We start from the raw sequence: 25,367 nt of genomic DNA, 5'->3' as shown, positions 1-25,367 counted from the left end.
TGTTCTACTTAAAATTTAATATTAGCACCTATTGACCAGGTTTTTAATCCCGGTCCATTTCCTCCACGTCCTGAACCTGTTTCCGGATCGTAATCCGCCAGGCGTTTATCAGCCATATAGGTAAATGGATTGTTTGCTGTAATGTAGAAGCGAATGCCCTGAGCCTTTAATCGTTGAGTGAGCAATGTCGGCAGAGAATAGCCAAGCGTAAGTCCTCTCACCCTGAAGTAAGAACCACTGAAGAGCCAGAAAGAAGAAATCTGTGCATTTTGTGGTCCATCCTGACTGCGTAACAACCGTGGGAAGTCCGCATTTGGATCCGGATTTTCCTTGGTCCACCTGCTTTTGAAAGCTTCTTTTACACCGGCACTGTTAAAAAAGGGAGACCCTGCTTCACTTTCCAGATAGGTTTTAACCCCGGCTACACCATAGGTTAATACTTCCAGGTTAAAGTTTTTATAAGCCATGTTCAGTGACAGGCCGTAGTTTAGAAAAGGAACATCATTACCGATTACTTTACGGTCTGCGGCATCAATTTTACTATCGCCATTGAGGTCTTTATATTTGATGTCACCAGGACCTGTTGCAGCAGTCTGGAAGGCATGGCCTGCAACGTCTGCGGCATCAACAAATAAACCCTCTGCCTCATAACCGTAAAATGAACCTACGGATTCACCCAGTTTTTCTATAAAATATGTTCCGGTCATCCGGTTGTTGTCTCCGCCAAGGCCAGTGATTTTATTGCTGATTTTGGATAAGTTGGCACCAATGGAATACCTGAAATCTGTACCGATGACATCATTATAACTCAGGTTAAGTTCCAGTCCTTTATTTTTTACCGATCCGGCGTTTCTGGCTGGTGGGGTAAGGGCATAAGGGGCCAGGGCATTACGCTGAATGAGAATGTCTGTAGAATTCTTGATGTAATAATCTGCGTTTACAACCAGTTTTCCCTTGAGTACAGAGAAGTCTAACCCAAAGTTAGTCATGCGTACTTTCTCCCAGGTTGCAGATGGTTCCACACCTGCGGCCTGCCATACGCCATCATATGGGGTTCCATCGAAGCTATAGGAATAACCCGATTTAAGCAATGAAAAGTAATTGCCCAGAGGAACTGCATCCTGATTTCCTAACATACCCCATGATCCACGGAGTTTCAGGTCGCTTATCCAGGTTACATTTTTCATGAAACTTTCCTGTGATAGTCTCCATGCTGCTGAAAATGAAGGGAATATGGCTCGTCTCACATCCGGATGAAAGCGGGAGGAATAATCCATCCTTAAATTTGCTTCCAGCAGATATTTATCATTGAAACTATAGTTAAACCTTCCGAAGAAAGAACGCATTGCCCATTCCAGGTCTGAGGTGCTGTTTCCCAGAATATTCTGATTCAGATCATCTGTCAGGGTACTCACATCTTCGGTAGCAGAGGAACCGGATACGATAGTCGTCATGTCATTATTCGGGAATCTCTTTCTGCCTAGATATGCTGATCTGGCAATGTTACTTTCCTGAGAGGCACCCACCATCAGTTTGGCTACATGCTGATTGATTTTGTATTCATAATCGGCATAACCCTGTACGAGAAAGTTTTGTGTTTTACCCCATTTTTCCTTGAGTTCGTTTACCGTTACTGCAGTTGAAGTGATCGGTGCTTTAGTCAGGAAATTAATCAATGGGTCCATCGTATTGGTGAATGCCCATGAGTTGGTATTGGTTGTTTTTAAGGAAGCAAGACCGTTAATAGATAAGCCTTTTACCGGAGTCAATACTGCAGTTGCGGCAGTCTGGAGGTAGTTGTTTCTGTTATAACTTTTTCCTGATTCTGCCATTCTTCTCAATACGTTATCGGCAGCAAGGGTAGTCGACAGGGCACCTCCGGCAATGGTTCCCCATGAGCCATCAGACTGACGGGCAGCCAATACAGGAGTTAACCGGTTTAAGGCTACCCAGCTCAGGTCGCCACCATTGATATCGTAGTTCTGACGATAATAAGAGATGTTTGTTCCCAGTTTCAAAATGGAATTTACCTTAGTATCTGCGTTTAAGTTTAAGGTATATCTGTTCTGATCTTTATTAGGTACCACAGATTGCTGATTCAGATAAGATGCGCTTAAATAGTAGTTGGTAGCTTTCCCCGCACTGCTCACACTAATAGTTGAGTTGCTTTGCGCCGGATTTTTCCGTAATGCAAGTTTGTACCAGTCGGTATTGGCATAGTTATCCGGATCACTGCCATTGCCAAATTTTTGTATTTGTTCAGGAGAATAGAGTGCTGCTCTCCCTGCATTAGTCAATGCCTCGTTCAGCAAGGTGGCATAATCTGTTGCATTGGTATATTTTGGTAACCTGGTCGGGGATTGTAAACCATAGGTGGTATTGAATTCTACAGCACCTTTATCCTCTCCTTTACCTCGTTTGGTGGTGATGACCAATACGCCATTCGCTGCTCTGGATCCATAAATTGAAGCTGCGGCAGCATCTTTTAATACAGAAATACTTTCCACATCATTTGGATTTAATGAGGCAAACTGAGTGCTGGTAGCGGGTATCCCGTCGATGATGTACATCGGACTTGCGGCGCCCAGATTGGTACGCCCTCTTAAGGTCACTGAACCTACAGAAGTCACATCTCCGGGACGTTGTATAATGGTTAATCCCGGTGTTAATCCCTGTAAAGCATTTTGCATAGAGGTTACGGGGCGATCTTTCAGTTGAGAAGAGGTGATGGTGGCTACTGATCCGGATAAGTTAGCTTTCTTCTGTGCACCATAACCAACCACTACAACCTCGGTCAGGTCGCTGGGCTGTACCTGCATTTTAACGGAGATACGGCTGTTTGAGCCTACATTCACTTCCTGGGTAAAATAGCCGATATAAGAGATCACTAAAATAGCCCCTGCCGGTACATTGGTCAGTTTAAACTGTCCATTGTTGTCGGTTACGCCACCGCGATCAGTTCCTTTGATCCTGATGTTTGCCCCGGGAATTCCGGATCCGTTCTCATCAACAACCGTTCCTGTTACATCCTGTGCATTTGCCGCTATACTTACTTTCAGGATTTTCTGATCTTTTTCCTTTATAACAATGGTGTTTGCCTGAATGGAATAGCTGAGTGGCTGATTTTCAAAACATTGGTCAAGGGCTGTCTTTAAGGGAACATCTTTTACATCAATGCTTACCGGAAGTGCTTTGTCTATGATTTTCTGGATAAAAAAAACGCTGTATCCGCTTTGTGTCTCTATAGATTTCAGGACTTGTTTTAAGGAACCGTTCTTTTCGGATAAGGTGATGTTTTTCTGAGCGAAGCTGGCAGCACTTACCTGCATAAAAGCAGAAATAATTAAGAGTACTGTAAACTTTAGGGTAACAAGTAACTTATTTTTCATACAGCGGGTGCCGTATGAATTAAAAGTGTAATTTTTCATACATTTGGTTAGTTTGGGTTTCAACAACAGACATCGCATGACAAGTCATGTGCTGTTATGTTTGGTTGATTAAAAAATATTGATTCTTTGGAATGGCAATCCCAAAACTATTACTGCCGGGAGTGGAGTCAACACTTCCGGTTTTATTTTGGGCTGCTGTTGAGTAAATGTTTATTTTACAATCGTCACCTCCCTTCCTTCAGCTTTAAACTTAAACTCATTGGTAGCTTCTAAAATTTTTACAATATCAGCCAGGTGATTCGTCCGTGAAAACGAGCCTCCAAAGTGGATGTTCTCAAAATTCCCATCATAAGAAACTTTAATGTCATACCATCTTGACAGTTTGCGCATGGCACTTTTAATGTCTTCATTATTAAATATAAACCGTCCGTTTTTCCAGTCTACTGCACTTTCTGTATCTACTGTCCTCACTTCAAAAGTTTTGGCACTTAATATAGATTGCTGTCCGGGATTAAGAAAACGGGATAGGGCAGGTTGTGCCGAATGGGTTCGGCTGGTCTGGCTTACTTTAACACTACCCTCTAATAACGTTGTTTTTATGGCAGGTTCATCATGATAGGCATTGATGTTAAAATGAGTCCCGAAAACGCTTAATTCCTGACCTTCTGTGCTTACAATAAACCTTTTGTGTTTATCTTTGGAGACCTCAAAATAACCTTCCCCGGTAAGCTCTACTCTACGCTCTGTACCGGTAAAAATAACAGGATACCTTAAGGATGATGCGGCATTCAGCCATACCTTTGTGCCATCGGGCAGGTTAATCTGGTATTTTCCGCCAATAGGGGTTTCAATTTTATTATAAACAGGTTCGCCGGTTGGCATGGATAATTTGGTGTCTGAAATGGTATAAATCAACTGTCCGTCTGCAGATTTTGATATTTTTAAACCCATTTGTTCAGCGATTTTTCCGGTATCGGCATCGGTTAAGCTTACCCTTGTTCCATTGGCAAGGATCAGAAAGGCTTTATCTCCGCCTGCTTTAATCCTTGATATGGCTTGTTCGGTTACTTTATGAGCTGGTGGTTGCTGACTAAAAAAATAAAGGCCCAGATTTAACAGGATGAGTATGGAAGCGGCAACAGACCACCAAGGGAACCTTTTGATGACAGGTTTTACTTCGTTTGCATCAATGTTCACATTGATCCTTCCTAAAATCATCCGTTCTATTTCTTCTGATTCACCCATCACTGTCGGATTCCAGTCTGACTGGTCCTTATGCAATTCATCATAAAAACTAAACAGTAATACCTGTTCGGCATCGCTGGCTTTCCCGTCCAGGTATTTTTCTATTAAATGTTTGAATTCAGCTTCGTTCACTCCTGTTATTTTTAGGTATGTACCATAAACAAGGGCGATCCCCCAAAGGAACTGAAGAAAAATAAAAAAATATTGTTTCTGATCAGAAAATTGCCAGTGGCTAATGTCTTATGATCACCCGGAGTAAGATTAGTGCCCAGAATAAAAGATCACCCATATGGGTGCGAAGCTTTCTTAATGCAATGGTGATTTGATTTTCTACGGTTTTCGGAGAGATGTTAAGGCGTATTGCAATTTCTTTAACACTTAGGTGCTCCTTACGGCTCAGGATAAAAATTTCCTTGCATTTCTCCGGTAAGGTTGCAATGCTTTCTTCTAAACGCTTATCCAGCTCTTTTTCATGAAGGGAATCTTCTATACTGTTTTTGTCGAAAAATTCTTCGGCCTGACTTGATAAATCTATCCTGGCTTTACCGTCACGGATGGCTTTAAACACTTGAAAACGGACTGCAGTATGTAGATAAGCGGCTAAATTATCAATGGAAACCTGATCTCGTTTTAACCACAATTGTGCAAAGATTTCCTGAATGATATCCTCCGCAGCATGGATATCCTTGAGAATATGGTAGGCAGAAAGGTAGAGCTTCTGCCAGTATTTATAGTAGAGACTCTCGAAAGCAGAACGATCATCGTTTTGAATTGCTTTCAGAAGCTCATCATCAGATTGGCGTTGTTGTTTCTTTAGGTGCATTTGTAACGTTCGAGTTACTAAACTAGTATATTTTTTATGAAAAAATAGTTTAATGTGTCACGATGATCTAAAATTGAAGGAAGTTCATTAAGCTCAAATTATTGTAACTATCTGCAAAATCATGCGTCCTATGCTACAAAACCCAATTGTATGAAAAAAATATTTACCTGCCTTTTTCTTTCTTGTTTTAGCGTTTGCGTCCTTGCCCAACAAAAGAAAACTACTCCGGATAGCCGGCTCGCAGATCTGGATATCCTGCTAAATCAAATATTAAAAGATCAGAAAGCCGCTGGTTTTGCAGTAGCAGTAGTAGAGGGAGATCAGGTAATTTATAGCAAAGGATTTGGTTACCGGGACCTGGAAAATAAGAAACCTGTAACTCCAAATACACTTTTTGCGATAGGTTCAAGCTCGAAAGCGTTTACCTCAGCTTTGCTTGGATTACTGGAGAAGGAAGGTAAACTCTCCCTGGATGGTAAGGCAACTTCTTATCTGCCGCAGTTGCGTTTTTTTAATGACCATATGAATAACCAGATTACCGTTCGTGATATGATGTGTCATAGAACGGGACTTTCCCGCTATGATTATTCCTGGTATCTCTTTAACACGCCTAATCGGGATAGCATTCTGCAACGTGTGAAATATATGGAACCCAATGCCGGATTAAGAGAGAAATGGCAGTATAACAATTATATGTTTCTTGCTCAGGGAATGATCGCCGAAAAATTAACAGGAAAAACCTGGGAACAAAATATAAAGGAGAAGTTCTTTGTTCCCCTGGACATGCAGCGATCAAATACCAGTATCTACGACATGCAGAAAGACGCTGACGCTTCTTTACCTTATGGCTTGGAGCGGGATAGCATCATCAAAAAGATGGATTACTATGATATTTCTGGTATGGGCCCGGCGGGATCAATCAACAGTAGTGTAAATGAAATGGCCCATTGGTTACAGCTTTGGATAAAAGGAGGTCAATATCAGGGTAAGGAGATCCTTCCCCCGTCTTATATTGCTGAGGCTGCCGGTGCACAAATGGTCATGAATGAGGCTTTGCCCGGAGAATTTAAAGATATTTACTCCGCTAGCTATGGCCTTGGCTGGATGATCAGCTCTTACCGTGGACATTACCTGGTAGAACATGGTGGAAATATTGATGGCTTTTCGGCCAATGCTGCTTTCTTTCCCGCAGATAAGATTGGAATTGTAGTGCTGAGCAATCAGAATGTTTCTGCCATTCCAGGCCTGATCCGCAACAGCATCGCCGACCGGATCTTTAAGCTGAACAACATCGATTGGAATGGTCAGCAAAACAAAAAGAAAAAAGAGGCTATGGAGAAGAAAAAAGCCGAAAAGCCAGAATCAGGACCGGAGCAGGTCCTAAATACCAAACCTTCGCACCCTGCTAAAAGTTATGTGGGCTTCTACCAAAACCCAATTGCAGGAGCTATTGACGTATTTCAGAGAGGCGATTCCCTGTTTGCAGTATTGGGTAAAGAGCAGGTTTTCCTGAAACATTATCATTATGATGTTTTTGAGTGCAGAGATATGGACAAAAAAGGGAAAATCGATTCTGCAGTAAGCACTTTCAGAATCAATTTTCGCTCCGGGGCCGATGGAAAAATAGAAGGTATGAATGTTCCTCTTGATGGAAAGCAGGTGATGTTCGCCTTTCAACCTAAAGCAGTCGCTTTAACTAAAGAAATGCTTCAAAAATATGTAGGGGAGTATGACCTGAACAAAACTGTGGTTAAAGTCTATCTTAAAGAGAAGAGCCTGTTTGTTCTCGTTCCGGGACAGCCAGATTATGAAACCACTTCTTTAGGGGAGCATTCGTTTAAAATTAATGCCTTAAAAGGATACAGCCTGAAGTTTGAGTTGACCGGTGATAAAGTGCAGTCCCTTACGTTTAAACAGCCAAATGGTAATTTTAAAGCGAGCCGGAAAAATTAACAGAAATAATATTTAACAGAAATAATAAGAAAAGGCTTGCCGAAAAAATCGGCAGGCCTTTTTTATGAATAAATGATTTTGTTTATAAATACTAAACTATTGTTTTATATTTGTTTACCGCATCGGTTGTATTAAACATCGGAAATGAGGCGGGATTGATATTGATTTGAAAAGATAAGTTCAGCAATAAATTCATGAGGGTGGAGCATTTTAATCTGATTAGCTTATTAAAGCTGATTTTACTTTGGATGGGAATCTTTTCTTGTAGTTTTGTAAACGCGCAAAAGAGTTCCTATAATCAATTCTGGAATGATTTTCAGTTTGTTACTCCTGTTTCCCATAATTGGAGCAATGAAATTAACCTTGGTCAGGTTTGGACAAGTATCCCGGGACTAAGCAATACTCCTTTTCACTCAAACGCGCAACTGTATGCCAGAATATGGCTGCATTACGCTTTAAAAAACTGGAAATTATCGGTATTTACAGGTTATAATCATAATCCTGAACTCATGGCAGTCGGACAAAAGGGATTGCCCGAGTTTCGTTCTGCGGTTCAGGGGCTTTATTATTTTAACAAGGAGGGGTACACATTAAGTGGGCGTCTACGGATTGAAGATCATCATAAGAAAAAAGAATCCGGGGATTTTAGTGATAATTACAGGATAAGAGGTCAACTAAAGTTCGTAAAGCCATTAAATGCTCAAGAAGTAGTTAAAGGAACAATCTATGGGGTAATGTCAGAAGAATTATTTACCCAGGCTTCAGCTGACGTTTTTAGTCAGCCTTCATTTGGAAGTAACCGGTTAATGTTAGGTTGCGGCTATGCTTTAAGTGATGATCTTTTAATCGAACTGGATTATTCCAATGATTACTATTTTTATAAGAATAAACAGTCTTCTTATCATGCGATGCAATTAAACTTCAGCATGTATAATTGGATTCAGCACCTTAAGAGACTCTGAAATAAGTTCAATGCTTAATATGATCTTAAACAAAACTATTGATTTTATGAAATCAAACCTGTTAATCAGCTTAAAGCTACCTTTAATTTTAACGTTATTCTGTTCAGTATTAACCTCCTGCTCAAAAGAACAACAGGCTACCTCTGGAGAGGAAGTAAAAGCCAAACCTTCTGGTTCTCCCATTTTAACTGATCTGTTCCGAAATTCCTATCGTGTCTACGAAATGCAGCGAAACGCAAAAGGGATTTATAGGGATTCAAAACTATTCAATGGTACGGACTACCATCCCGCATCGGTTGCCAACATAGGAACGGGACTAATCTCCCTTTGTATTGCCGATAAAATGGGATGGACTTCCAATGGAAGCCAGCAGGCCATTACCACTCTGCAAACGATATTAGGTCAGAACCCGGCTTTTCATTTGGATGTAAACACTGCAGGTTTCCCCAGACATTTTGTCGATATGGAAACGGGTGCCCGGGCGTGGAATTCAGAATATAGTACGATTGATGCGGCGATCATGGTTTCAGGAGCATTATTTTGTAAAAAATACTTCAGTGCAAATACTACTATCGCCAGTCTTGTCGATGCCTTATACCAATCCATAAACTGGTCAAAAGCGATTGCCAATCCTTCAACCGGTGCCATCTACCTTTCTCTGGATGCCAATGGAAATGGTATCGGGCATACCGCAGTGTATAATGAATACATGATCGTGGCTCATCTTGCTTATAAAGCTGAAAACGGAGCCGGTGGACCGGCAACAACGCTATGGAATAACTTCTATGCAAATACCAGCAATCTGCCGAAATCGAATTATTGGGGATATCAGGTTTTAACGGATGCACCGGGTTCGTTCCTTTCTGATTTTATACCGCAGTTCTGTTATTACCTATGCCATCCCTATGCTGCAAATACAGCTTACATACAATACATGAACAATGCCATGCAGGCGGATAAAAAATGGTGGACTTTTACTAGTGGTATTTCGCCATACGAATGGGGATTAGGTGCTGGTAGCGATCCATCGGGTTATCATGCCAACCGGATTAACGACAATTCGGGTAAGGTCGTTTCCCCTCATATCATCAGTGGCTTTATTCCCATCAACTCCAGTGCAAAAGATGATTTACTGAGTTTGTACAATGCCAATAAGGGCGTTTATACCCTTCCCGGAACTTCCCATAAAATTTTATGGAGATATAGCATCAGCAATCCTTCCTGGAGGGCAAATGAAGTTCAGGGAATAGATTTTTCATCCATGCTTTTTGGATTGGCATCTTTACCGGAAAATTGTGGAACAACATTTTTCAGCACTTACAATGACTATAATTTTCCGGTTTATTCGTTCCTGCCAATTAACCTTACCATACGCTAAGCCATCGGGATGAGTCTGATTCCCGGGAATTAGCCGATTTTCTAAAACAAACGTTTGCATTGATGTTAAGTGTCTGATTTTCTTGTTGTTGTGGACTGGGGTTTATTTTTGCGCTTTGCAATTGATTCTTCCTGATTTTTTAGGAAAGCATGCTGCTTACTCCATCTTTATTTGCTTATAAATCAGCTAATACGGTCAATGTAACTATCTTTAAAATAGGGTCTTGTACGTGTTTTTTAATAAAATTAATTTTTTATTAAGGAGGGATAACTCCGTAAAAAATCTTATTCAACACTAACGTTTGCGCAGTTTTTATGCCCTGTTAACTGGGCAAGCCCTTGATTCTTAGTGATATCTTTACTTTTAATGTTTTAGATCGAATCCAATGCCCCAGGGAGGCAGGGGGCTATCCAAAATATACCTAACTAGACCAGACCAAGACTAACCGAAATACTACATGATATTTAATTTTAATAGGGCTGTTATTACGGCCTCTTTATTCATTACAGCATCTTTTGGTATTGTATTTTTTTCCTGTAATACTGCAGCGGAACAGAAACTAACTGAAGAACCGCAGATCATACAGGTAGACACCACTAAAATTCCCGATAATAAATTTGGAAAGGCCGTTAAATATGGCCGGAGCCTGATGCTCAATACGGCCTATTACATCGGGCCAAATGGGGTTAAAGGCAGGTTTCTGGGAAATAAAATGAATTGTACAAATTGTCATCAGGAGGCGGGAACCAAGCTGTACTCTTTTAACCTGATGAAATCTCATGAAGATTATCCGCAATACAGGGCAAGGGAAGCAAAAATCCTGACATTGGCAGAAAGGGTAAACAATTGTGTGATGCGCCCCCATAACGGAAAACCTCTTCCTCTGGACGGGGCGGAGATGGTAGCTCTTTTATCCTATTTTAAATGGATTAACTCTTTCGTCCCAAAAGGAGATCCTTTCCCCGGACAAAAAAATAAAAGCATTGAATTACCCACCACCGCTGCAAGTCCGGAGCGGGGACAGATACTCTATCAGGCTCATTGTGTCAGGTGTCATGGCAAAGATGGGGAAGGCTTATTGCAAAAAGACAAACTCAGTTACCAGTATCCGCCATTATGGGGACCTGAAGGTTATCAGCCGGGCTCCAGTATGCATAGAAATATCAAGCAGGCACAATGGTTAAAAGCGAATATGCCCCATGATAAGGCTACTGCAGATAAACCTTTCTTAACCGATAAAGAAGCCCTGGATATTGCTTCTTTCGTGAATTCAGACCTGATCCATAAAAGACCAAATCCTAAAAATTTTGACTACCCTCATGCGGAGGAGAAAGCGATAGATTATGCACACAAGCCATTTGTAGACCCTTTTTCTGAAGAACAACACCGGTTGGGCCCATATCAGCCAATCATTGATTACCTGAACAGTAGGGGGTATACACCGACCTATTAATAAATATCAATACTAACCACTAACACCACCTAAACCTATAAATATGAAAACAAAAATTCTACTATTTTCACTACTGATCTCTTTCATTTTATCGATTGAAAGTTATGCTCAGAATGGGTCGAAAATTACGGGTAAAGTAGCCGATGCTGCCGGGGCACCAATGCCTGGCGTAAGCATAAAAGTAAAAGGAACGCAGATGGGAACTGTGACTGATGGGAAAGGAAATTTCAGTTTTGCGGCATTGGAGCCATCCAGTGTCCTGCAATTTTCTTTTATCGGTTATGATGCCCAGGAAATTAAACTGGCTGGGAAAACCCAGCTCAATATTGTTTTAACTGAAACAGAAAATAACCTGAACCAGGTCGTGGTTGTAGGTTATGGTACGGTTAAAAAGAAAGACCTGACGGGCTCTATTAGTTCTATTGGTAAAGAAAGCCTGAATCTTGGAGGGGTAACATCGAATGTTGCGCAAGCCATTCAAGGCCGTGCTTCGGGGGTACAGGTTAGTCAGGCCAGTGCTGCACCAGGTGGAACTACGATTATCCGTATCCGCGGCGGTAACTCTATTAAATCAACCAATGAACCTTTATATGTAGTCGATGGATTCATCTCTGATTATGGAAAAGATATCGCTCCGGGTGATATTGAGGATATCCAGATCCTTAAGGATGCTTCTGCAACTGCAATTTATGGTTCCCGTGGAGCAAATGGTGTAGTATTGATTACCACTAAAAGGGGTAAAACAGGTCAGTCTATTGTGGAATTGGAAGGGTATTATGGAACGCAGCGCATCAAAACGAAACCAGAACTGATGAATGCAACTGATTTCAAAGCCATTGCCAATGCAAAAGCCATCGAGCAGGGAAACCCGCCTGAATATACAGCAGCAGATCTGAACAGCAATGTCAATACTGATTGGTTTGACCTTGCTACACGTAATGCAGGCGTACAAAATTATAACCTCAGCATCAGAGGGGGGAATGAAGGCACTAAAATTTCCATCTCAGGAAACTATTTTTCCCAGTTGGGAGCTTTGAAAAAAACAGATTATGACCGCTATTCAGGTCGTTTTAATATTGATCATAAGGTAAATAACAGGTTAACAGTAGGTGCTAATGCTTACGGTGCGCGTGCTTCTGCTCAGTATAAAACTTATGATGGGAATATCGTGCCTTCAAATGTACTCTACGGGCTTATGCTTACTTCACCAGCTATTCCTGCTTATAATGCAAATGGTACATACGGGGTTAGAAATGGAAAGGACAATCCTTTAGCCTGGTTATTGGAACCGACTAATGAGCGTTTCAATAATAAACTTACAGCCAATATATTTGGTGATCTGAAAATTATTGAACCCCTTACTTTACATGTTAGCGGAGGTACCGAATTCTCGGCTACTAAAGAAGGAACGTATTTACCTACCACCTTGCTTCCTGGTAATAAAGTGGGCGGGCAGGCTGCGGTAAATGAGTTTAATACCACCAGGAACCTGATGGAATCGTACTTAACGTTCAAAAAGACTTTTGGAGGAATTCATTCCTTAACTGCATTGGCTGGTTTTTCTTACCAGTTTGATACTTACGAAAGACATTATACTCAGGTGCAGAAATTTTCAACAGATAAGTATTTATACCACAGATTAGATGCAGGTACCGAAAGGATTGCTTCCCTGAGTTATAAGGATGAGGCCATTATGTACTCTTATTTTGGACGTGTAAACTATAGCCTGAAAGACCGGTACCTGGCTACATTTACTTTACGTCAGGATGTTTCCTCAAAGTTTGGTCCTAATAACCGTGCCGGGCTTTTCCCTTCAGGATCATTGGCATGGAAAGTCAGCGATGAAGATTTTATGAAGGATAATAAGGTATTCTCGAGCTTGAAAGTCAGAACTGGTTATGGAGTGACAGGTAATGACAGGATCGATAATTATGCTTACATGGCCACTTTTGGTCCAACCAATGTGACGCTGGATGATGGGGGGCATAGTGCTGGTGGATTAGTGGCTACACGTTTGGCTAACCCTGACCTGAAATGGGAAAGTAATGCGCAGTTTAATGCAGGTCTGGACATGGGCTTTTTGAAAGACCGCTTAAACGTAACTATAGATTATTATAAAAAAACGACGAAGGATTTATTATTGGATCTGCCTATTGAACAAATCAATGGGTTTAATAGCCAGTTGGTTAATGGTGGCTCCTTGCAAAACCAAGGGGTTGAACTTTCCATCAGCAGCAAAAACATTTCAAATGATGACTTAAGCTGGAACACTACCTTAAATATAGCCTATAATAAACAGAAGGCTTTGGATTTAAATGGAAGACCATCTATCATTAGCCAAACTGCAAATCCTGACGGTTCCGTACCGGCGGCTGATTTTACCAAGCTGGCTGTAGGTAGAGAGCTGAGTGAACTTTTTGGTTATGAGTATATTGGAGTGATTAAAACGGGCGAGGTATATGCTCCACAGCCGGGTTCTAAAGCTGGTGATCCGAAATATGCAGATCTGGATGGCAATGGAATTGTCAATTCCGCCGACCGTAAAGTATTAGGACATGCATATCCGCGTTTTGTTTTAGGCTTTAGCAACGATTTTACCTATAAAAACTTTGACCTGGGTATATTCTTCCAGGGTGCTTTAGGTTCTAATCTGTTCAATATGAATAGATTGCTATTGGAAACTTACACCGGTACTGATGCCTTAAACCGCTGGACACCACAAAATGAGAATACAGACATTCCAAGAAACGGTTATTTTACTTCCAAATATGGAAATTACATCAACTCCCGTTTTGTAGAGAATTCTTCTTACCTGAAGCTTAAAAATCTGACCATTGGCTATAGTCTGCCAACTGCCAAAATAGGCGTCCTGAAAGGGATCAGTAAAGCAAGAGTTTATTTTACTGCACAGGATCTGTTCACCATTACTAAATACACAGGTTCAGATCCTGAGGTAAGTACCAATGATAGCGGAAACTCTAACTTAAGAGCTGGTTTGGATTTCAATGCGTATCCGGCATTCCGTTCTTACACACTTGGCTTAAAAGTAAACTTCTAACCTGTTAAAATGTTAATTATGAAACGTACAATATTTATATTTTCAGCTTGTTTAATAGGATTTACCTCCTGTAAAAAGATGGCGGAACCTAAAGTTTACAGCCTTTTAACAGATGTAAATGCCTTCGAAACAAAAGCAGATGCCATTGCTGCAGTAAATGGGGTTTATGCCCGTTTAAAACAGCCAAGTGGGATCAGTGATTCCTACCAGTATTATGCTGGTTTCCAGATGGCAATTACCGATTTTACTACAGATATCGGCCATTCATTTCAGTCGGGAGACATCTCCCTGCTTTCGGATGCGCAATGGTCACCAACCAATAAATACACTAATTTCGCCTATCAGCATCAATATAAAATGATCTCTGACGCGAACAATGCATTGTTTTATATTCCGAGGATCAAAACCCTGACAGCTGAAGAGCGGAACCAGTATTTTTCCGAAATCCGGTTCCTGAGGGCATTGGGCTATATGGACTTAACGGATGCTTTTGGTCCGGTAATTCTGGTAACAGAGAAGAATGTAGAGAATCCTGATTATGTAACCAAGGTAGCGCCCTCAAGTGTAGAAGACATCAATCAGTTCATCATTGCTGACCTGGAATTTGCCGCGGCCAATCTGCCGGTAAATTATAAAAGCAAAACAATGTATCCGACTAACGATGTAGGACGTGTAACCAAAGGTGCTGCGCTTTCTTTACTGGTGAAATTATACATGCGGGAGCACAAATGGCAGGATGCTTTGTCGACCATCCAAAAAGTGAATGCTTTAAACGAGTATGATTTATTCCCTTCTTATAAAGGTTTATTCGCAGAGAGCAACAAATGGTGTCAGGAGTCGATCTTTAGTGCACTTGCAGATGCGCTAAACGATGGTACGGAATTAATGAACCACTTTGGGCCTTTAAACAATACAGAAGTTGCTGATCGTTGGCAGTATTATGCGGCGAGCTGGTCCTTCTGGAATTCTTATGCGCCAAATGACGAGCGTCGTGAGATGTTTTATTACGATTATATTGGCTCTGATAAATTGCATTATATGCAGGCGCCTGCAGGGCAAACTACACCGCCGGCAGGAGTTTATTATCTGCCTGATGTGGCCACCAAAAAATATGCGGATCCTTCAGGTTCCAAAACTTATTATGATGGACATGGTATTCCGATTCTTCGTTATGCGGATATCATCATGTGTCATGCAGAAGCGCTAAATGAATTGAACGGACCTACACAACAAAGTATAGACCTGATCAACAGGGTAAAAGCACGTTCGAAAGCAACTTTACTTGGACCTGCAGCTGGTTATACCAAAGAAACGTTACGTACTGCCATTTTGCAGGAACGTGGATGGGAGTTCTTCTTTGAATGTAAACGCAGACAGGATCTGATCCGCACAGGCATGTATCAGCAGGTGGTAAACAACTACCTTCAAAAGATCGGTAAGCCGGCGAATGTAAACATTGCCAGAGATAAGTATTTTTCTTATCCTCAGACTCAGACGGATTTAAACCCAAATCTGAATAACGCAGGCAGACAGTAATATTAATTATATTTGATCGGGGCAGCAGTACATGCTGCCCCGATTTTTCATTTACAGCATATGAGATGGATTAAAATCAGCTTCCCTTTTTTGTTTTTAGGCCTGCTTGCCGCTTGTAGCAATACCTGTGATCAGAAAATCGTAGAGGTTAAGCTGAGTAACCCGGGGCGGAACACGTTGAAGGTAAATGCCGATGTGGTACTTTCCGAGCCTTTAAATGCGAGGATCGAATACTGGGTAAAAGGAAAAGAAAAAGAGGTATTCAGTACGCCGGTTTCCAGGAATAAAAAGAACCATCACCTGATGATGACCAACCTGATGCCGAAGCAATCTTACCAGTATAAAGTCATTACCGAAGATGGAAGCTGCAAGGCAGAAAGTAAAATCTATGATTTTGCCACCCAGAATTTTCCGGTCTGGATCCATGATCTTTTTAAAGTCACTGCCCCGGATCAAAAAGTTATTCCTGAAGTTTTTAAAAAAGGCTTTATGCTGATTTATCAGCGGGAACTTCCTGGTGTCATCTTTCTGATCAATGCCAGAGGAGAGATCAAATGGTACCATCAGGTAACAGGAACGGGGTTTAAAACCAGCCACTTCAGCCAAAATAAAACAATCCTTTCCATTTTAGGCAATGAAGAATATCCAACCAGCTACGGGAATGAGATATTGGAGGTTTCTTTAAATGGAGATACGCTGCTACACCTGAAAAAGGGAGAGAAAGATTTTAAGCAAACTATCCATCATGAGATTTTACTCAATAAAAAAGATCAGGTCGTAACACTTTGTGTAGAGCAAAAGATCTTTGACCTGAGCAAATATGGAGGTGGAAAGCAGGATACGGTAAAAAGCGATGGCATTATGGTGTTAGACCGGCAAGGGAAAAAGATCTGGAGCTGGTCTGTTTTTGATGAGCTGGATCCGTTAAAGGATAAAAATGTAGTCAGGGACAAAAAAGACTGGATGCATGCAAATAGTCTGAACTATGATGCTGATGGCAATTACCTGATCTCATTTTATAACAACGGACAGGTCTGGAAAATCGATTCTAAAACAGGAAAAGTGATTTGGAAATTTGGTAAGGACGGGGATTTTAAAATGCCTGCAGGAAGCGCCTTTGATCAGGGCCATGCGGTACATATGAACAGCGATGGTAACCTGATGCTGTTTGATAATGGAACGAGTAAAAAGCGATCTAGAACGCTGATCTTTAAACTGGATGAGCAACAGAAGCAGGCGAAGCTGATCACAGAAACTAAGCTTCCTTCAGAGATCTATAACGAACGTATGGGAAGTGCCTATTTAGTTGATCGAAAAGCGATATTACAGACCACTTCCAAGCGACATATTGTGGTACTCACTAATTTTACCGGTACTTTTTTATGGATGTTAAATACGAGCATTATGCCGTACCGGGTGGAGTTTATTCCGGAAGAAAGTTTGAAACCCTTTCTGGTTAACTAAAAAAAGCCTGATCTTTTAAAGATCAGGCTTTTTTAATTCTTAATAAATCAACTGGAAATTATGCCTCAAGTGTTTCTGCTGCTTTCAGGATCAAATCAGCGATTTCCTGTGGGTGGGAAGCCATAGAAGCATGACTTGAAGGTAAACTGATCGTTTCAGCTTTCATTCGTTCTGCAAAGAAATGTTGTGTTGCCGGTGGAATCATCCTGTCTTGTTCAGATACCTCGAAGTCGGTTTATGTTGTTAATTATTGAGATAATAATTTAATTTAAATTTGATTTTCTGTATTGTTATACATAAGTTAGCCTATGACAATTACAGCTATAGCATCTGGCACCAGCGCTCGTTTTATCGATCCGCTTACTGATTTTGGTTTTAAACACCTTCTAGGAAGTGAACCCAGTAAAGATATCATGATTAATTTTCTGAATGCGATTTTTGACGGAGAAAAAGAAATTGTTGATTTGGTTTTCAGTCCCACTGAATATGCCGCAAGTACCAATAAGTACAAGAAAGTGTATTTTGACCTGATGTGTACCGGAAAGGAAGGAGATCAGTTTATTATTGAAATGCAGCGTACAGAGCAAACGTATTTTCATGATCGATGCATTTATTATTTATCCAGATTGGTCAGCGAACAGTTTCCCAAAGGGAAGTCCAGCTGAGATGTCCAGCTTAAGGAAGTGCATTTAATTGCAATATTGGAATTCAAATTTAGAAATAACGAAGGGGATAGTTGTTTGCATGATATTGCTTTAATGAATAAAGATACCGGTAAAGTTTTTTATAAAGGGTTGGGGTTTAAGTTTCTCGAATTACCTAATTTTGATAAAGAGGAACATGAGCTGGAATCGGATCTGGATAAATGGTTCTATATTCTTAAAAATATGAGCCGTTTGGAAAAGATACCATTATACCTCAATAAGGGAATCTTTCAAAAGTTATTTAAAATTGCAGAGGTGAGTAAACTAACAGAAGCGCAACGGAGAATTTATGAATCCAATTTAAAAGCGAAGTGGGACTATAAGAATGGCCTCGCTACAGCCAGTGCGGAAGCGGGGGCAAAGGCAAAGATAGAAGGAAAATTGGAAGGAAAATTGGAAGAGAGGTCAGCTATTGCCCGGGAGCTCAGAGAAACCGGAATGTCAGTTGAGCAGGTTTCCAGAATCACGAAGCTTTCAGTTGAGGAAATCATTTTATTATAATACAGCAGCCATAGAAAAACCCGCCCATCTAATTATTAGATGGGTCATTCTCACTATTTTTCCTGCTTTACAATCTTAGTTTCTATTCAGAACTATTACTCAGGATGGAGCGGAGGAAAGATCATTTCTTTCGGCAGATAATTCAGAACGAAGAGATGATTTTTCTGGCTTATTCTGAATTTGTTCCTCTTTATCCGGGATCTTTGTTTCTTTTTCAGGTTTTATCTCAGCGTTAACTTTAGGCTTTGTATTCAGGGAACCGGCATAAACACTGTTTGATACCGCCTTTCCATCGTCTTTGATAAAAGAGATATAAGCTTCCATACGTTCTCCTGCATGGGCTGCATCGATACGGATGGTGTCTTTCCCTTCCGTTCTTTTTGATCCGATCAAATGATAACAGGTTACTTTCAATGCCGGGAAATAAATCATCAGCATGGCACGGTCGTTATCATATTGATAGGACAAATCAGCCGGTACTTCCCAGCTGAATTCGATTTCATTGCCATCAGCATTCTGGCTGATTGCAGGATTAAACGCCATAGGGAGATCTCCCATGCTGACCAGTACCTTAGTATAATCCAGGCTGATGTTCGGATATTCTCCCTGAAGGGCATTCAGTTTATTATAAGAAACGGCTTCGTTATACTCGTTTTTGTCCGTTCCGGTAACCGCCAGACGGAATCCGGCCCGGATAACAGGGAGTGAAGGGCTCAGAATTTCATTGACCACCTTCATTTTTTGGCAATTCGCTTTTCTTGCGGGGGTAAGCGGTTTAGTGCTGACACCTATTCTTCTGATGATGTGTTTACCTTTTAAGGTATAACCTACCAGGTTGCCGATTCTGCCATGGAATCCGCCAAATATCCCGTTTATCAATTTTCCCATATTTATGCTTTTAATTAACTTATTAGGTTTTATTGACAGTAAGTTACGAAATGTTTTGCATATAATATTAACGTATGCTTAATTAAAGTTAATTGTTGCTAAGGGGTAAAGACGTTGTTAAAAGGTCTAACAGACCAATGATTGACCTATCAACTACCTAATAACAACCAAGTAACAATCAATTAAAATTAAATGCACCTACAAAAGATTTCGGAAGGGTTTCAGACGGAATCTCTATATATTGATATCATGATATGTTGATATCTTTGTGTGGTTTGTATCTTGATATAATTGTATTTAATAATAGGTCTGGTTATTCATCATTCTTCAATCCCAATTTACGCATACGTTTGAAATGTATAATGCAAACGTATGCGCAACTTTTTGTGGTTCTCCTCCGTGCATTTTGCCTAATTTTTTTGTTACAATTGTGAGGGGACATACTTACAGAAGGACCGGTTTCGATGGTCTTATTCTTTAGAATTTAAAAAAGGGGAAGAATCATGAATAGGTATCGCAGTTTTACTGATCCGGAATTAACCGGCTTGCTTGAGAACGGGGATCATACCGCCTTTACTGAGATCTATAACCGGTATTGGAAAAAATTGTTCCTCGTTGCGGCACATAAAATAAAGGACCTGGAAGAGGCAGAAGAAATTGTACAGCATATCTTCGTTTCTCTCTGGAACAGAAGGGATAGCTTAAAGATTACTTCCAGCCTTTCTGCCTACCTGTCTGTTTCTGTAAAATACCGGGTCATCAAGTCCCTGGATAAACAATACCACCAGCAAAAATATACTGCCAGTTTGGGTATGAAAGGAATTACAGACGATTCCACTCAGGAGTGGCTTGACTTTTTAGAACTCAAGGAACGTTTAGAGAAACTTGTTTGTACTTTACCTGAAAAATGCCGCATCGTATACCGGATGAGCAGGGAGGAAGGTTTATCCCAGAAAAAAATAGCCGAGGAGCTGGAAATATCTGAAAAGACCGTTGAAGCCCACCTAGGAAAAGCCATTAAAACTTTGCGTGCAGGGCTAAATCAATTTATGACAACCTTATTGTAAAAAATATTTTTTAGCGCACTAAGGGATTCGTCTTTTACAAGAGACCTCTGTTATATAGCCCTTATAACGGATGGACGATTCTAAAGAAAATAAACGGTATCAGGAACTGGCTTCTAAATGGCTGGATAAAACAATTACAGCCGAAGAAGAAGTCGAGTTTGCCAATTGGTATAACAAAGATCAGGAACTGGAACTGGAGATTCCGGAGGCCTTTGTCAATAATGAGGACTGGCATAAGACACGGCTGTTTAAAAAAATCCAACAGGAAATCCGGCAGGAAAAACCCTTTCTGATCCGGTACCGTATCGCTATAGCGGCCATCTTGTTGATCAGCCTTTCTGTTGGACTGTTCTTTTACCAATATCCTTCTGCATCCGGGGATCATACGGAAATTTCTGAAAACCAGGACATTTTACCGGGAACAAATAAGGCTTTTCTAACACTTTCTGATGGTACAAAGCTATCCCTTACCGATAGCAAAGCGGGAAAGCTGGCAGAACAGGCAGGGGTCAGGATCACTAAAGGAAAAGATGCACAACTGATTTATACCGTATTACCTTCTGCAGGAAATAAAGTGGATTATAATACCATCAGTACCCCCAGAGCAGGGCAGTACCAGGTGAACCTACCGGATGGGACACAGGTCTGGCTGAATGCGGCTTCATCGCTCAGGTTTCCAACGAACTTTTCCGCTAGCAGGGAACGCCGTGTAGAACTGATTGGCGAAGCTTATTTCGAGGTAGCTAAAGATGCAAAGAAGGTCTTTAAAGTGAGTTCCGCCGGACAGGAAGTGGCTGTCTTTGGAACGCATTTTAACATCAGTAGTTATCCTGATGAACAACAAACCTATACCACTTTGCTGGAAGGGAGCGTGGGCGTAAACGGAACACGTCTCAAGCCCGAACAGCAGTCTATCTTCAATGCCGGAAATATAAAGGTGGTTCCAGCGGATATTGAAAGTGTAATGGCCTGGAAAATGGGGTATTTCAGATTCGATGAAGAATCCCTGGAAAGCATCATGAAGAAGATATCCCGGTGGTATGATGTCGAGATAGAATTTGAGGAACCAGACCTTAAAGAGCTGGAATTCGGTGCCATCATCAGCAGGTCAGAAAAAGTCTCCAAGGTATTGAGGATGCTGGAGCTCACCAAAACAGTAACTTTTAGGCTGGAAGGGAAAAGAATCCTCGTCAAGCATAAAAAATAACAGAATCAGACCAGAAACTAAATATTAAAACCTAACCTAACCAAAAACAGTATGAGACGTATAGAAAAAGATCCTTAGCCCAACCGGCTATCAGATTCAGGATCCATAAAATCAGGAGCGCTGGAACGCCCCTGACCCATGTTCTGTGATCACTGAAAACAATTGATTCAACCATTTTCTTAAATCCTTTTCTGCTTGCCCGAAACTGTCGAAAGCTTTGGCAATCAGACGAAAAAGAACAACCAAATGTATAAAAATTATACTAAAAGTCTTGGTGTGCCTCCTGGTTACACCCTTAAATTTCTGAGAAGTATAAAACTGACCGTCATCTTTTTGATTGCGACTGCGCTGCAGGTAAGCGCAACCGGCTTCGCCCAAAAAGTTACTTATTCCAGAAAAAATGCCACCCTTAAACAGGTGTTTAATGAAATCAACAAACAAACCGGGTACAACATCATCTGGTCTGCAAAAAAAGTAAAAAATACGACCAGTGTAAATGCAAATTTTAACAATGCTTCACTGGAGACTGTGCTGGATGTCTGCCTTAAAGATTTGCCTTTAGCTTATGTCATCGAAGACAAAATAGTCGTCATCAGAGAAAAAGAAACCATCATTTCTGAAAAGATAAACCAGCTTTTCCGCTTTATAGAGGTGAGGGGTAAGGTGGTAGATGAGAATGGTGGGCCTTTACCCGGAGCTTCCGTTAAAGTAAAAGGAGGAGGCAAAGGAACGGTTACCGATGCCACGGGAGCGTTTGTACTCCAGAATGTGGAGGAGAATGTCACTCTTGAGGTTTCATTTGTAGGTTATATCAGTCAGGAAATCAAGACCTCGGCTCAAAATATGGTGATTAAGCTGGTGCCGAAACCAAATGAACTTGATGATGTAGTGGTGGTCGCTTACGGTAGTCAAAAGAAAGCACGCCTTACCGGTGCAGTTGCTCAGGTTACGGGGAAAGACCTGGCGGATCGTCCGATTACACGGGTGAGCCAGGCCTTACAAGGGCAGGTAGCCAACCTGAATGTCAGTATCGGAGGCGGGGGTGGTGCGCCAAATGCAACGCAGAGAATTAACGTCCGCGGATATACCGGTTTGGGAACTCCTGCCTCACCATTAATTGTAATAGACGGCGTTCAGGGTGGAGACATCAACGCGCTTAATCCGGATGATGTGGAAAGTATTTCTGTGCTTAAAGATGCCGCATCAGCTGCTATTTATGGATCCAGTGCACCTTATGGAGTAATTTTGATCAAAACAAAACAGGGAAGCCGCGGGAAAGCGCCAAGCATCACCTACAACAATAACATTTCCATGAACAAAATCTTCAATTTGCCGACAATGGTAAATTCCCTGGATTTTGCCAATATCTATAATGAAGCTTTTATCAATGCAGGAAGATCCCCTTTTTATGATGCCGCAACCATTCAGCGAATCAAGGATTACCAGGCCGGAACATTGGCTACGGAAACCATAAAGGATCCTAATCCGGCTAATAATAGCTATTTATCATGGAATGCTGCCAATTCAAATAATGACTGGTTTAAAATCTATTATAAGGACCGCTCTTATAGTCAGCAACACAATATGAGTGTAACTGGCGGTTCTGAATCCTCTACTTATTTTATTGGTGCAGGGCTTAACGATAGAAGCGGAATGTATAATTATGGAAATGACAAATATAAGCGCTATAACCTGCGGGCAAACCTAACCTCAGACGTAACCAAATGGCTTACCTTTAATTTCAGAGGAAGCTTTTCCAGGGAATTGTTTGATACACCAAATCTTTACGCCGGACAAACCGGTGGTGGCGAGCGGGCTTATATGCATCAGATCGCACGCAAATTTCCTACGGTTCAATTGTACAATCCTGATGGACGGATTTCAGCAGAAAGCAATGTTCAGTTACAAAAAGAAGGAGGAAGGGACCTGACGGCGAGAGATAAAGGACTGCTGACAGGTGAACTTAACCTGAAACTGGCCAAAGGATGGACCGCAACAGCAAATTATACTTTTGATGGAACCTATTTTGATCAGAATACCCACCTTAAAACCTTGTTTACTTTCTTACCTGATGGTTCTCAGGCCACAATAGGAGGAACCACTCCTAATGGATTCTCCAGATATAATGAAAGGGTACAACATGAAGTGGTGAACATCTATTCCCAATATGAAAAGGAACTGGGAGATCATTACCTGAGTATAATGGGTGGTTTCGTGAGCGATTATACCGCTTTTCAATCTTATGGAGCGAGTAACAATAACTTATATTCGGATAACATACCTTCTTTATCTACTTCATATGGAACAACGCCTTCTATCTCTGATAGAGTTCGAAAACTGGCTTCAGAAGGCTTTTTTGGAAGGTTTAACTATAATTATAAAGAAAAATATCTGTTGGAGCTGAGTGCCCGTTATGACGGAACTTCCCGCTTTTTATCTGACGTAAGGTGGAAGGCTTATCCCGGGATCTCTGCAGGATGGAATGTAGACAAAGAGTCTTTCTTTGAACCGGTGAAAAAATATGTGAATGGTTTGAAATTCCGGGGATCATATGGAGAACTGGGAGATCAGCTGTTCTTAGAAGACGATTATTATCCTTTCTATCCGAGTCTGGGTACCACAAGTCCTACCAACACTTCCTGGCTCTTTGGGGGATCCAGACAGGCTGCGGTAAGTTTACCTGGTCTGGTAGACAATTCTTTAACCTGGATAAGTACTTCTACACTAAACCTTGGAACGGATGCCGCATTTTTAGGAAACAGGTTAAATGCAACCTTTGATTGGTATATCCGCAAAGCAAATGATGTAATGGGGCCTGCCGCTGCCTTACCTGCCATTTTAGGAACCGGAGCTCCGAGAATCAACAACTCTGCAATTGAAACCAGAGGCTGGGAGTTATCTCTGGGATGGAGAGAGAAAATTGGCAATGTGAATTATGGACTTAAAGGAGTATTGAGCGATTATAAAGCTAAAGTAGTTCGTTATCCAAATCCTACAGGCGATTTAGGTACCTGGTATCAGGGCCAGCAAATGGGAGAGATCTGGGGATATCAGACGGTCGGTTTCTTTGGGAGTGCAGAAGAAGCCGCCGCTGCACCTTCTCAATCCAGAATTGATGGCAATCCATGGACAGCAGGAGACATCAGGTATGCAGACCTGAATGGAGATGGTAAAATAGATGCAGGAACAAATACCCTTGCTGATCCGGGTGATCGCAGGGTAATCGGAAACAATACACCACGCTATAGCTACGGTCTTACTGCTGACGCGAACTGGAATGGTTTTGACGCTATGATTTTTATTCAGGGTGTAGGAAAACGTGATGCCGCAATCGGAGGCAACTATTTCTGGGGTATCGTAGGCGATGAATGGCAGAGTTCCCTGTTTACCACCCATATGGACAGGTGGACACCAGATAACCCGAATGGTTATTATCCTAAATATTATATGAGCGGGCAGAATGGTAAAAATACACAGGTGCAGACCAAATACCTTCAAAATGCAGCCTATATGAGGATTAAGAATGTTCAGTTGGGTTACACCCTGAAAAAGGCAGTTCTTGACCGCATCAAAGTCAGTAAAGTAAGGGTTTATCTAAGTATTGAAAACCTGGCCACCTTTACCAAATTTACAAAAGCGCTGGACCCTGAACTTACTTTAAATGAAGGAAAAGTATACCCTCTTCAGAGAAGTTACTCAGCCGGATTAAGTGTCACATTTTAACTCTACAGGCGATGAA

Annotated in this window: 15 protein-coding genes and 1 pseudogene; 11 read left to right on the top strand and 5 right to left on the bottom strand. The window is 41.3% G+C overall.

Features of this window, described 5'->3' with window-relative positions; translation table 11 throughout:
* Positions 1 to 8: 8 nt before the first annotated feature.
* The 3 genes from BFS30_RS04000 to BFS30_RS03990 form a co-directional block, all read right to left on the bottom strand.
* Positions 9 to 3,389: a TonB-dependent receptor gene (locus BFS30_RS04000; RefSeq protein ID WP_167353126.1), complete on the bottom strand. Its 3,381-nt coding sequence runs from the start codon at positions 3,387 to 3,389 to the stop codon at positions 9 to 11.
* Between the two features lie 210 nt (positions 3,390 to 3,599).
* Positions 3,600 to 4,766, bottom strand: a complete 1,167-nt coding sequence (locus tag BFS30_RS03995) for a FecR family protein (RefSeq protein WP_069378084.1) — start codon at positions 4,764 to 4,766, stop codon at positions 3,600 to 3,602.
* A 100-nt stretch (positions 4,767 to 4,866) separates the two neighbouring features.
* Positions 4,867 to 5,457, bottom strand: coding sequence for an RNA polymerase sigma-70 factor (locus BFS30_RS03990; protein ID WP_069378083.1), 591 nt, complete (start codon positions 5,455 to 5,457; stop codon positions 4,867 to 4,869).
* Positions 5,458 to 5,607: 150 nt separating this feature from the next.
* Here BFS30_RS03990 and BFS30_RS03985 point away from each other — a divergent pair, with 150 nt between their 5' ends.
* The 7 genes from BFS30_RS03985 to BFS30_RS03955 all read left to right on the top strand — a co-directional run bounded on the left by BFS30_RS03985 (position 5,608) and on the right by BFS30_RS03955 (position 17,261).
* Positions 5,608 to 7,410 (top strand): serine hydrolase, encoded by a 1,803-nt coding sequence (locus tag BFS30_RS03985; RefSeq protein WP_069378082.1) that lies wholly within the window; start codon positions 5,608 to 5,610, stop codon positions 7,408 to 7,410.
* A gap of 200 nt (positions 7,411 to 7,610) precedes the next feature.
* A complete protein-coding gene (locus tag BFS30_RS03980) occupies positions 7,611 to 8,372 on the top strand; it encodes a DUF2490 domain-containing protein (protein ID WP_167353125.1) in 762 nt (253 codons plus the stop codon).
* Positions 8,373 to 8,418: 46 nt separating this feature from the next.
* Positions 8,419 to 9,750, top strand: a complete 1,332-nt coding sequence (locus tag BFS30_RS03975; RefSeq protein WP_083252283.1) for a hypothetical protein — start codon at positions 8,419 to 8,421, stop codon at positions 9,748 to 9,750.
* Positions 9,751 to 10,207: 457 nt separating this feature from the next.
* Entirely contained in the window at positions 10,208 to 11,203 is a 996-nt protein-coding gene (locus BFS30_RS03970; RefSeq protein ID WP_083251950.1) for a c-type cytochrome, read from the top strand.
* Between the two features lie 43 nt (positions 11,204 to 11,246).
* Entirely contained in the window at positions 11,247 to 14,261 is a 3,015-nt protein-coding gene (locus tag BFS30_RS03965) for a SusC/RagA family TonB-linked outer membrane protein (protein ID WP_069378079.1), read from the top strand.
* An 18-nt stretch (positions 14,262 to 14,279) separates the two neighbouring features.
* A complete protein-coding gene (locus BFS30_RS03960) occupies positions 14,280 to 15,797 on the top strand; it encodes a RagB/SusD family nutrient uptake outer membrane protein (RefSeq protein ID WP_083251949.1) in 1,518 nt (505 codons plus the stop codon).
* A gap of 60 nt (positions 15,798 to 15,857) precedes the next feature.
* Positions 15,858 to 17,261, top strand: a complete 1,404-nt coding sequence (locus BFS30_RS03955) for an aryl-sulfate sulfotransferase (RefSeq protein ID WP_069378077.1) — start codon at positions 15,858 to 15,860, stop codon at positions 17,259 to 17,261.
* Between the two features lie 58 nt (positions 17,262 to 17,319).
* Here the strand turns inward: BFS30_RS03955 and BFS30_RS27690 are convergent, their stop codons facing one another.
* The gene (locus BFS30_RS27690; protein WP_208603030.1) at positions 17,320 to 17,466 is read right to left on the bottom strand and encodes a hypothetical protein; all 147 of its coding nucleotides are present in this window, start codon (positions 17,464 to 17,466) and stop codon (positions 17,320 to 17,322) included.
* 103 nt (positions 17,467 to 17,569) lie between these two features.
* On the opposite strand from BFS30_RS27690, the pseudogene BFS30_RS03950 reads away from it, so the two are divergent.
* A pseudogene (locus BFS30_RS03950) lies at positions 17,570 to 18,466 on the top strand (Rpn family recombination-promoting nuclease/putative transposase).
* Positions 18,467 to 18,565: 99 nt separating this feature from the next.
* On the opposite strand, the gene BFS30_RS03945 reads toward BFS30_RS03950, so the two are convergent.
* Complete coding sequence (locus BFS30_RS03945; protein WP_069378076.1) at positions 18,566 to 19,354, bottom strand: DUF6266 family protein; 789 nt, start codon at positions 19,352 to 19,354, stop codon at positions 18,566 to 18,568.
* Positions 19,355 to 19,857: 503 nt separating this feature from the next.
* Between BFS30_RS03945 and BFS30_RS03940 the strand changes: the two genes are divergently transcribed.
* From BFS30_RS03940 to BFS30_RS03930, 3 genes are all read left to right on the top strand, one after another.
* Positions 19,858 to 20,421, top strand: coding sequence for an RNA polymerase sigma-70 factor (locus BFS30_RS03940; RefSeq protein ID WP_069378075.1), 564 nt, complete (start codon positions 19,858 to 19,860; stop codon positions 20,419 to 20,421).
* 70 nt (positions 20,422 to 20,491) lie between these two features.
* The gene (locus tag BFS30_RS03935) at positions 20,492 to 21,628 is read left to right on the top strand and encodes a FecR family protein (RefSeq protein ID WP_069378074.1); all 1,137 of its coding nucleotides are present in this window, start codon (positions 20,492 to 20,494) and stop codon (positions 21,626 to 21,628) included.
* Positions 21,629 to 21,874: 246 nt separating this feature from the next.
* Positions 21,875 to 25,351 carry a TonB-dependent receptor gene (locus BFS30_RS03930; RefSeq protein WP_083251948.1) on the top strand — a complete coding sequence of 1,159 codons (3,477 nt, stop codon included), beginning with the start codon at positions 21,875 to 21,877 and terminating at the stop codon, positions 25,349 to 25,351.
* Positions 25,352 to 25,367: the final 16 nt, after the last annotated feature.

It is taken from the genome of Pedobacter steynii (assembly GCF_001721645.1).
Classification (GTDB): Bacteria; Bacteroidota; Bacteroidia; order Sphingobacteriales; family Sphingobacteriaceae; genus Pedobacter; species Pedobacter steynii_A.
Note: the sequence above shows the minus strand (reverse complement) of the source record. Positions and strands in the feature narration are given on the sequence as shown.

Bases quoted from the DNA above. Each gene is read 5' to 3' on its own strand.
- BFS30_RS27690 (WP_208603030.1), bottom strand. From the start codon at position 17,466: ATGATTCCACCGGCAACACAACATTTCTTTGCAGAACGAATGAAAGCT.
- BFS30_RS04000 (WP_167353126.1), bottom strand. From the start codon at position 3,389: ATGAAAAATAAGTTACTTGTTACCCTAAAGTTTACAGTACTCTTAATT.
- BFS30_RS03965 (WP_069378079.1), top strand. From the start codon at position 11,247: ATGAAAACAAAAATTCTACTATTTTCACTACTGATCTCTTTCATTTTA.
- BFS30_RS03945 (WP_069378076.1), bottom strand. From the start codon at position 19,354: ATGGGAAAATTGATAAACGGGATATTTGGCGGATTCCATGGCAGAATC.
- BFS30_RS03930 (WP_083251948.1), top strand. From the start codon at position 21,875: ATGTATAAAAATTATACTAAAAGTCTTGGTGTGCCTCCTGGTTACACC.
- BFS30_RS03970 (WP_083251950.1), top strand. From the start codon at position 10,208: ATGATATTTAATTTTAATAGGGCTGTTATTACGGCCTCTTTATTCATT.
- BFS30_RS03940 (WP_069378075.1), top strand. From the start codon at position 19,858: ATGAATAGGTATCGCAGTTTTACTGATCCGGAATTAACCGGCTTGCTT.
- BFS30_RS03985 (WP_069378082.1), top strand. From the start codon at position 5,608: ATGAAAAAAATATTTACCTGCCTTTTTCTTTCTTGTTTTAGCGTTTGC.
- BFS30_RS03990 (WP_069378083.1), bottom strand. From the start codon at position 5,457: ATGCACCTAAAGAAACAACAACGCCAATCTGATGATGAGCTTCTGAAA.
- BFS30_RS03955 (WP_069378077.1), top strand. From the start codon at position 15,858: ATGAGATGGATTAAAATCAGCTTCCCTTTTTTGTTTTTAGGCCTGCTT.
- BFS30_RS03975 (WP_083252283.1), top strand. From the start codon at position 8,419: ATGAAATCAAACCTGTTAATCAGCTTAAAGCTACCTTTAATTTTAACG.
- BFS30_RS03960 (WP_083251949.1), top strand. From the start codon at position 14,280: ATGAAACGTACAATATTTATATTTTCAGCTTGTTTAATAGGATTTACC.
- BFS30_RS03935 (WP_069378074.1), top strand. From the start codon at position 20,492: ATGGACGATTCTAAAGAAAATAAACGGTATCAGGAACTGGCTTCTAAA.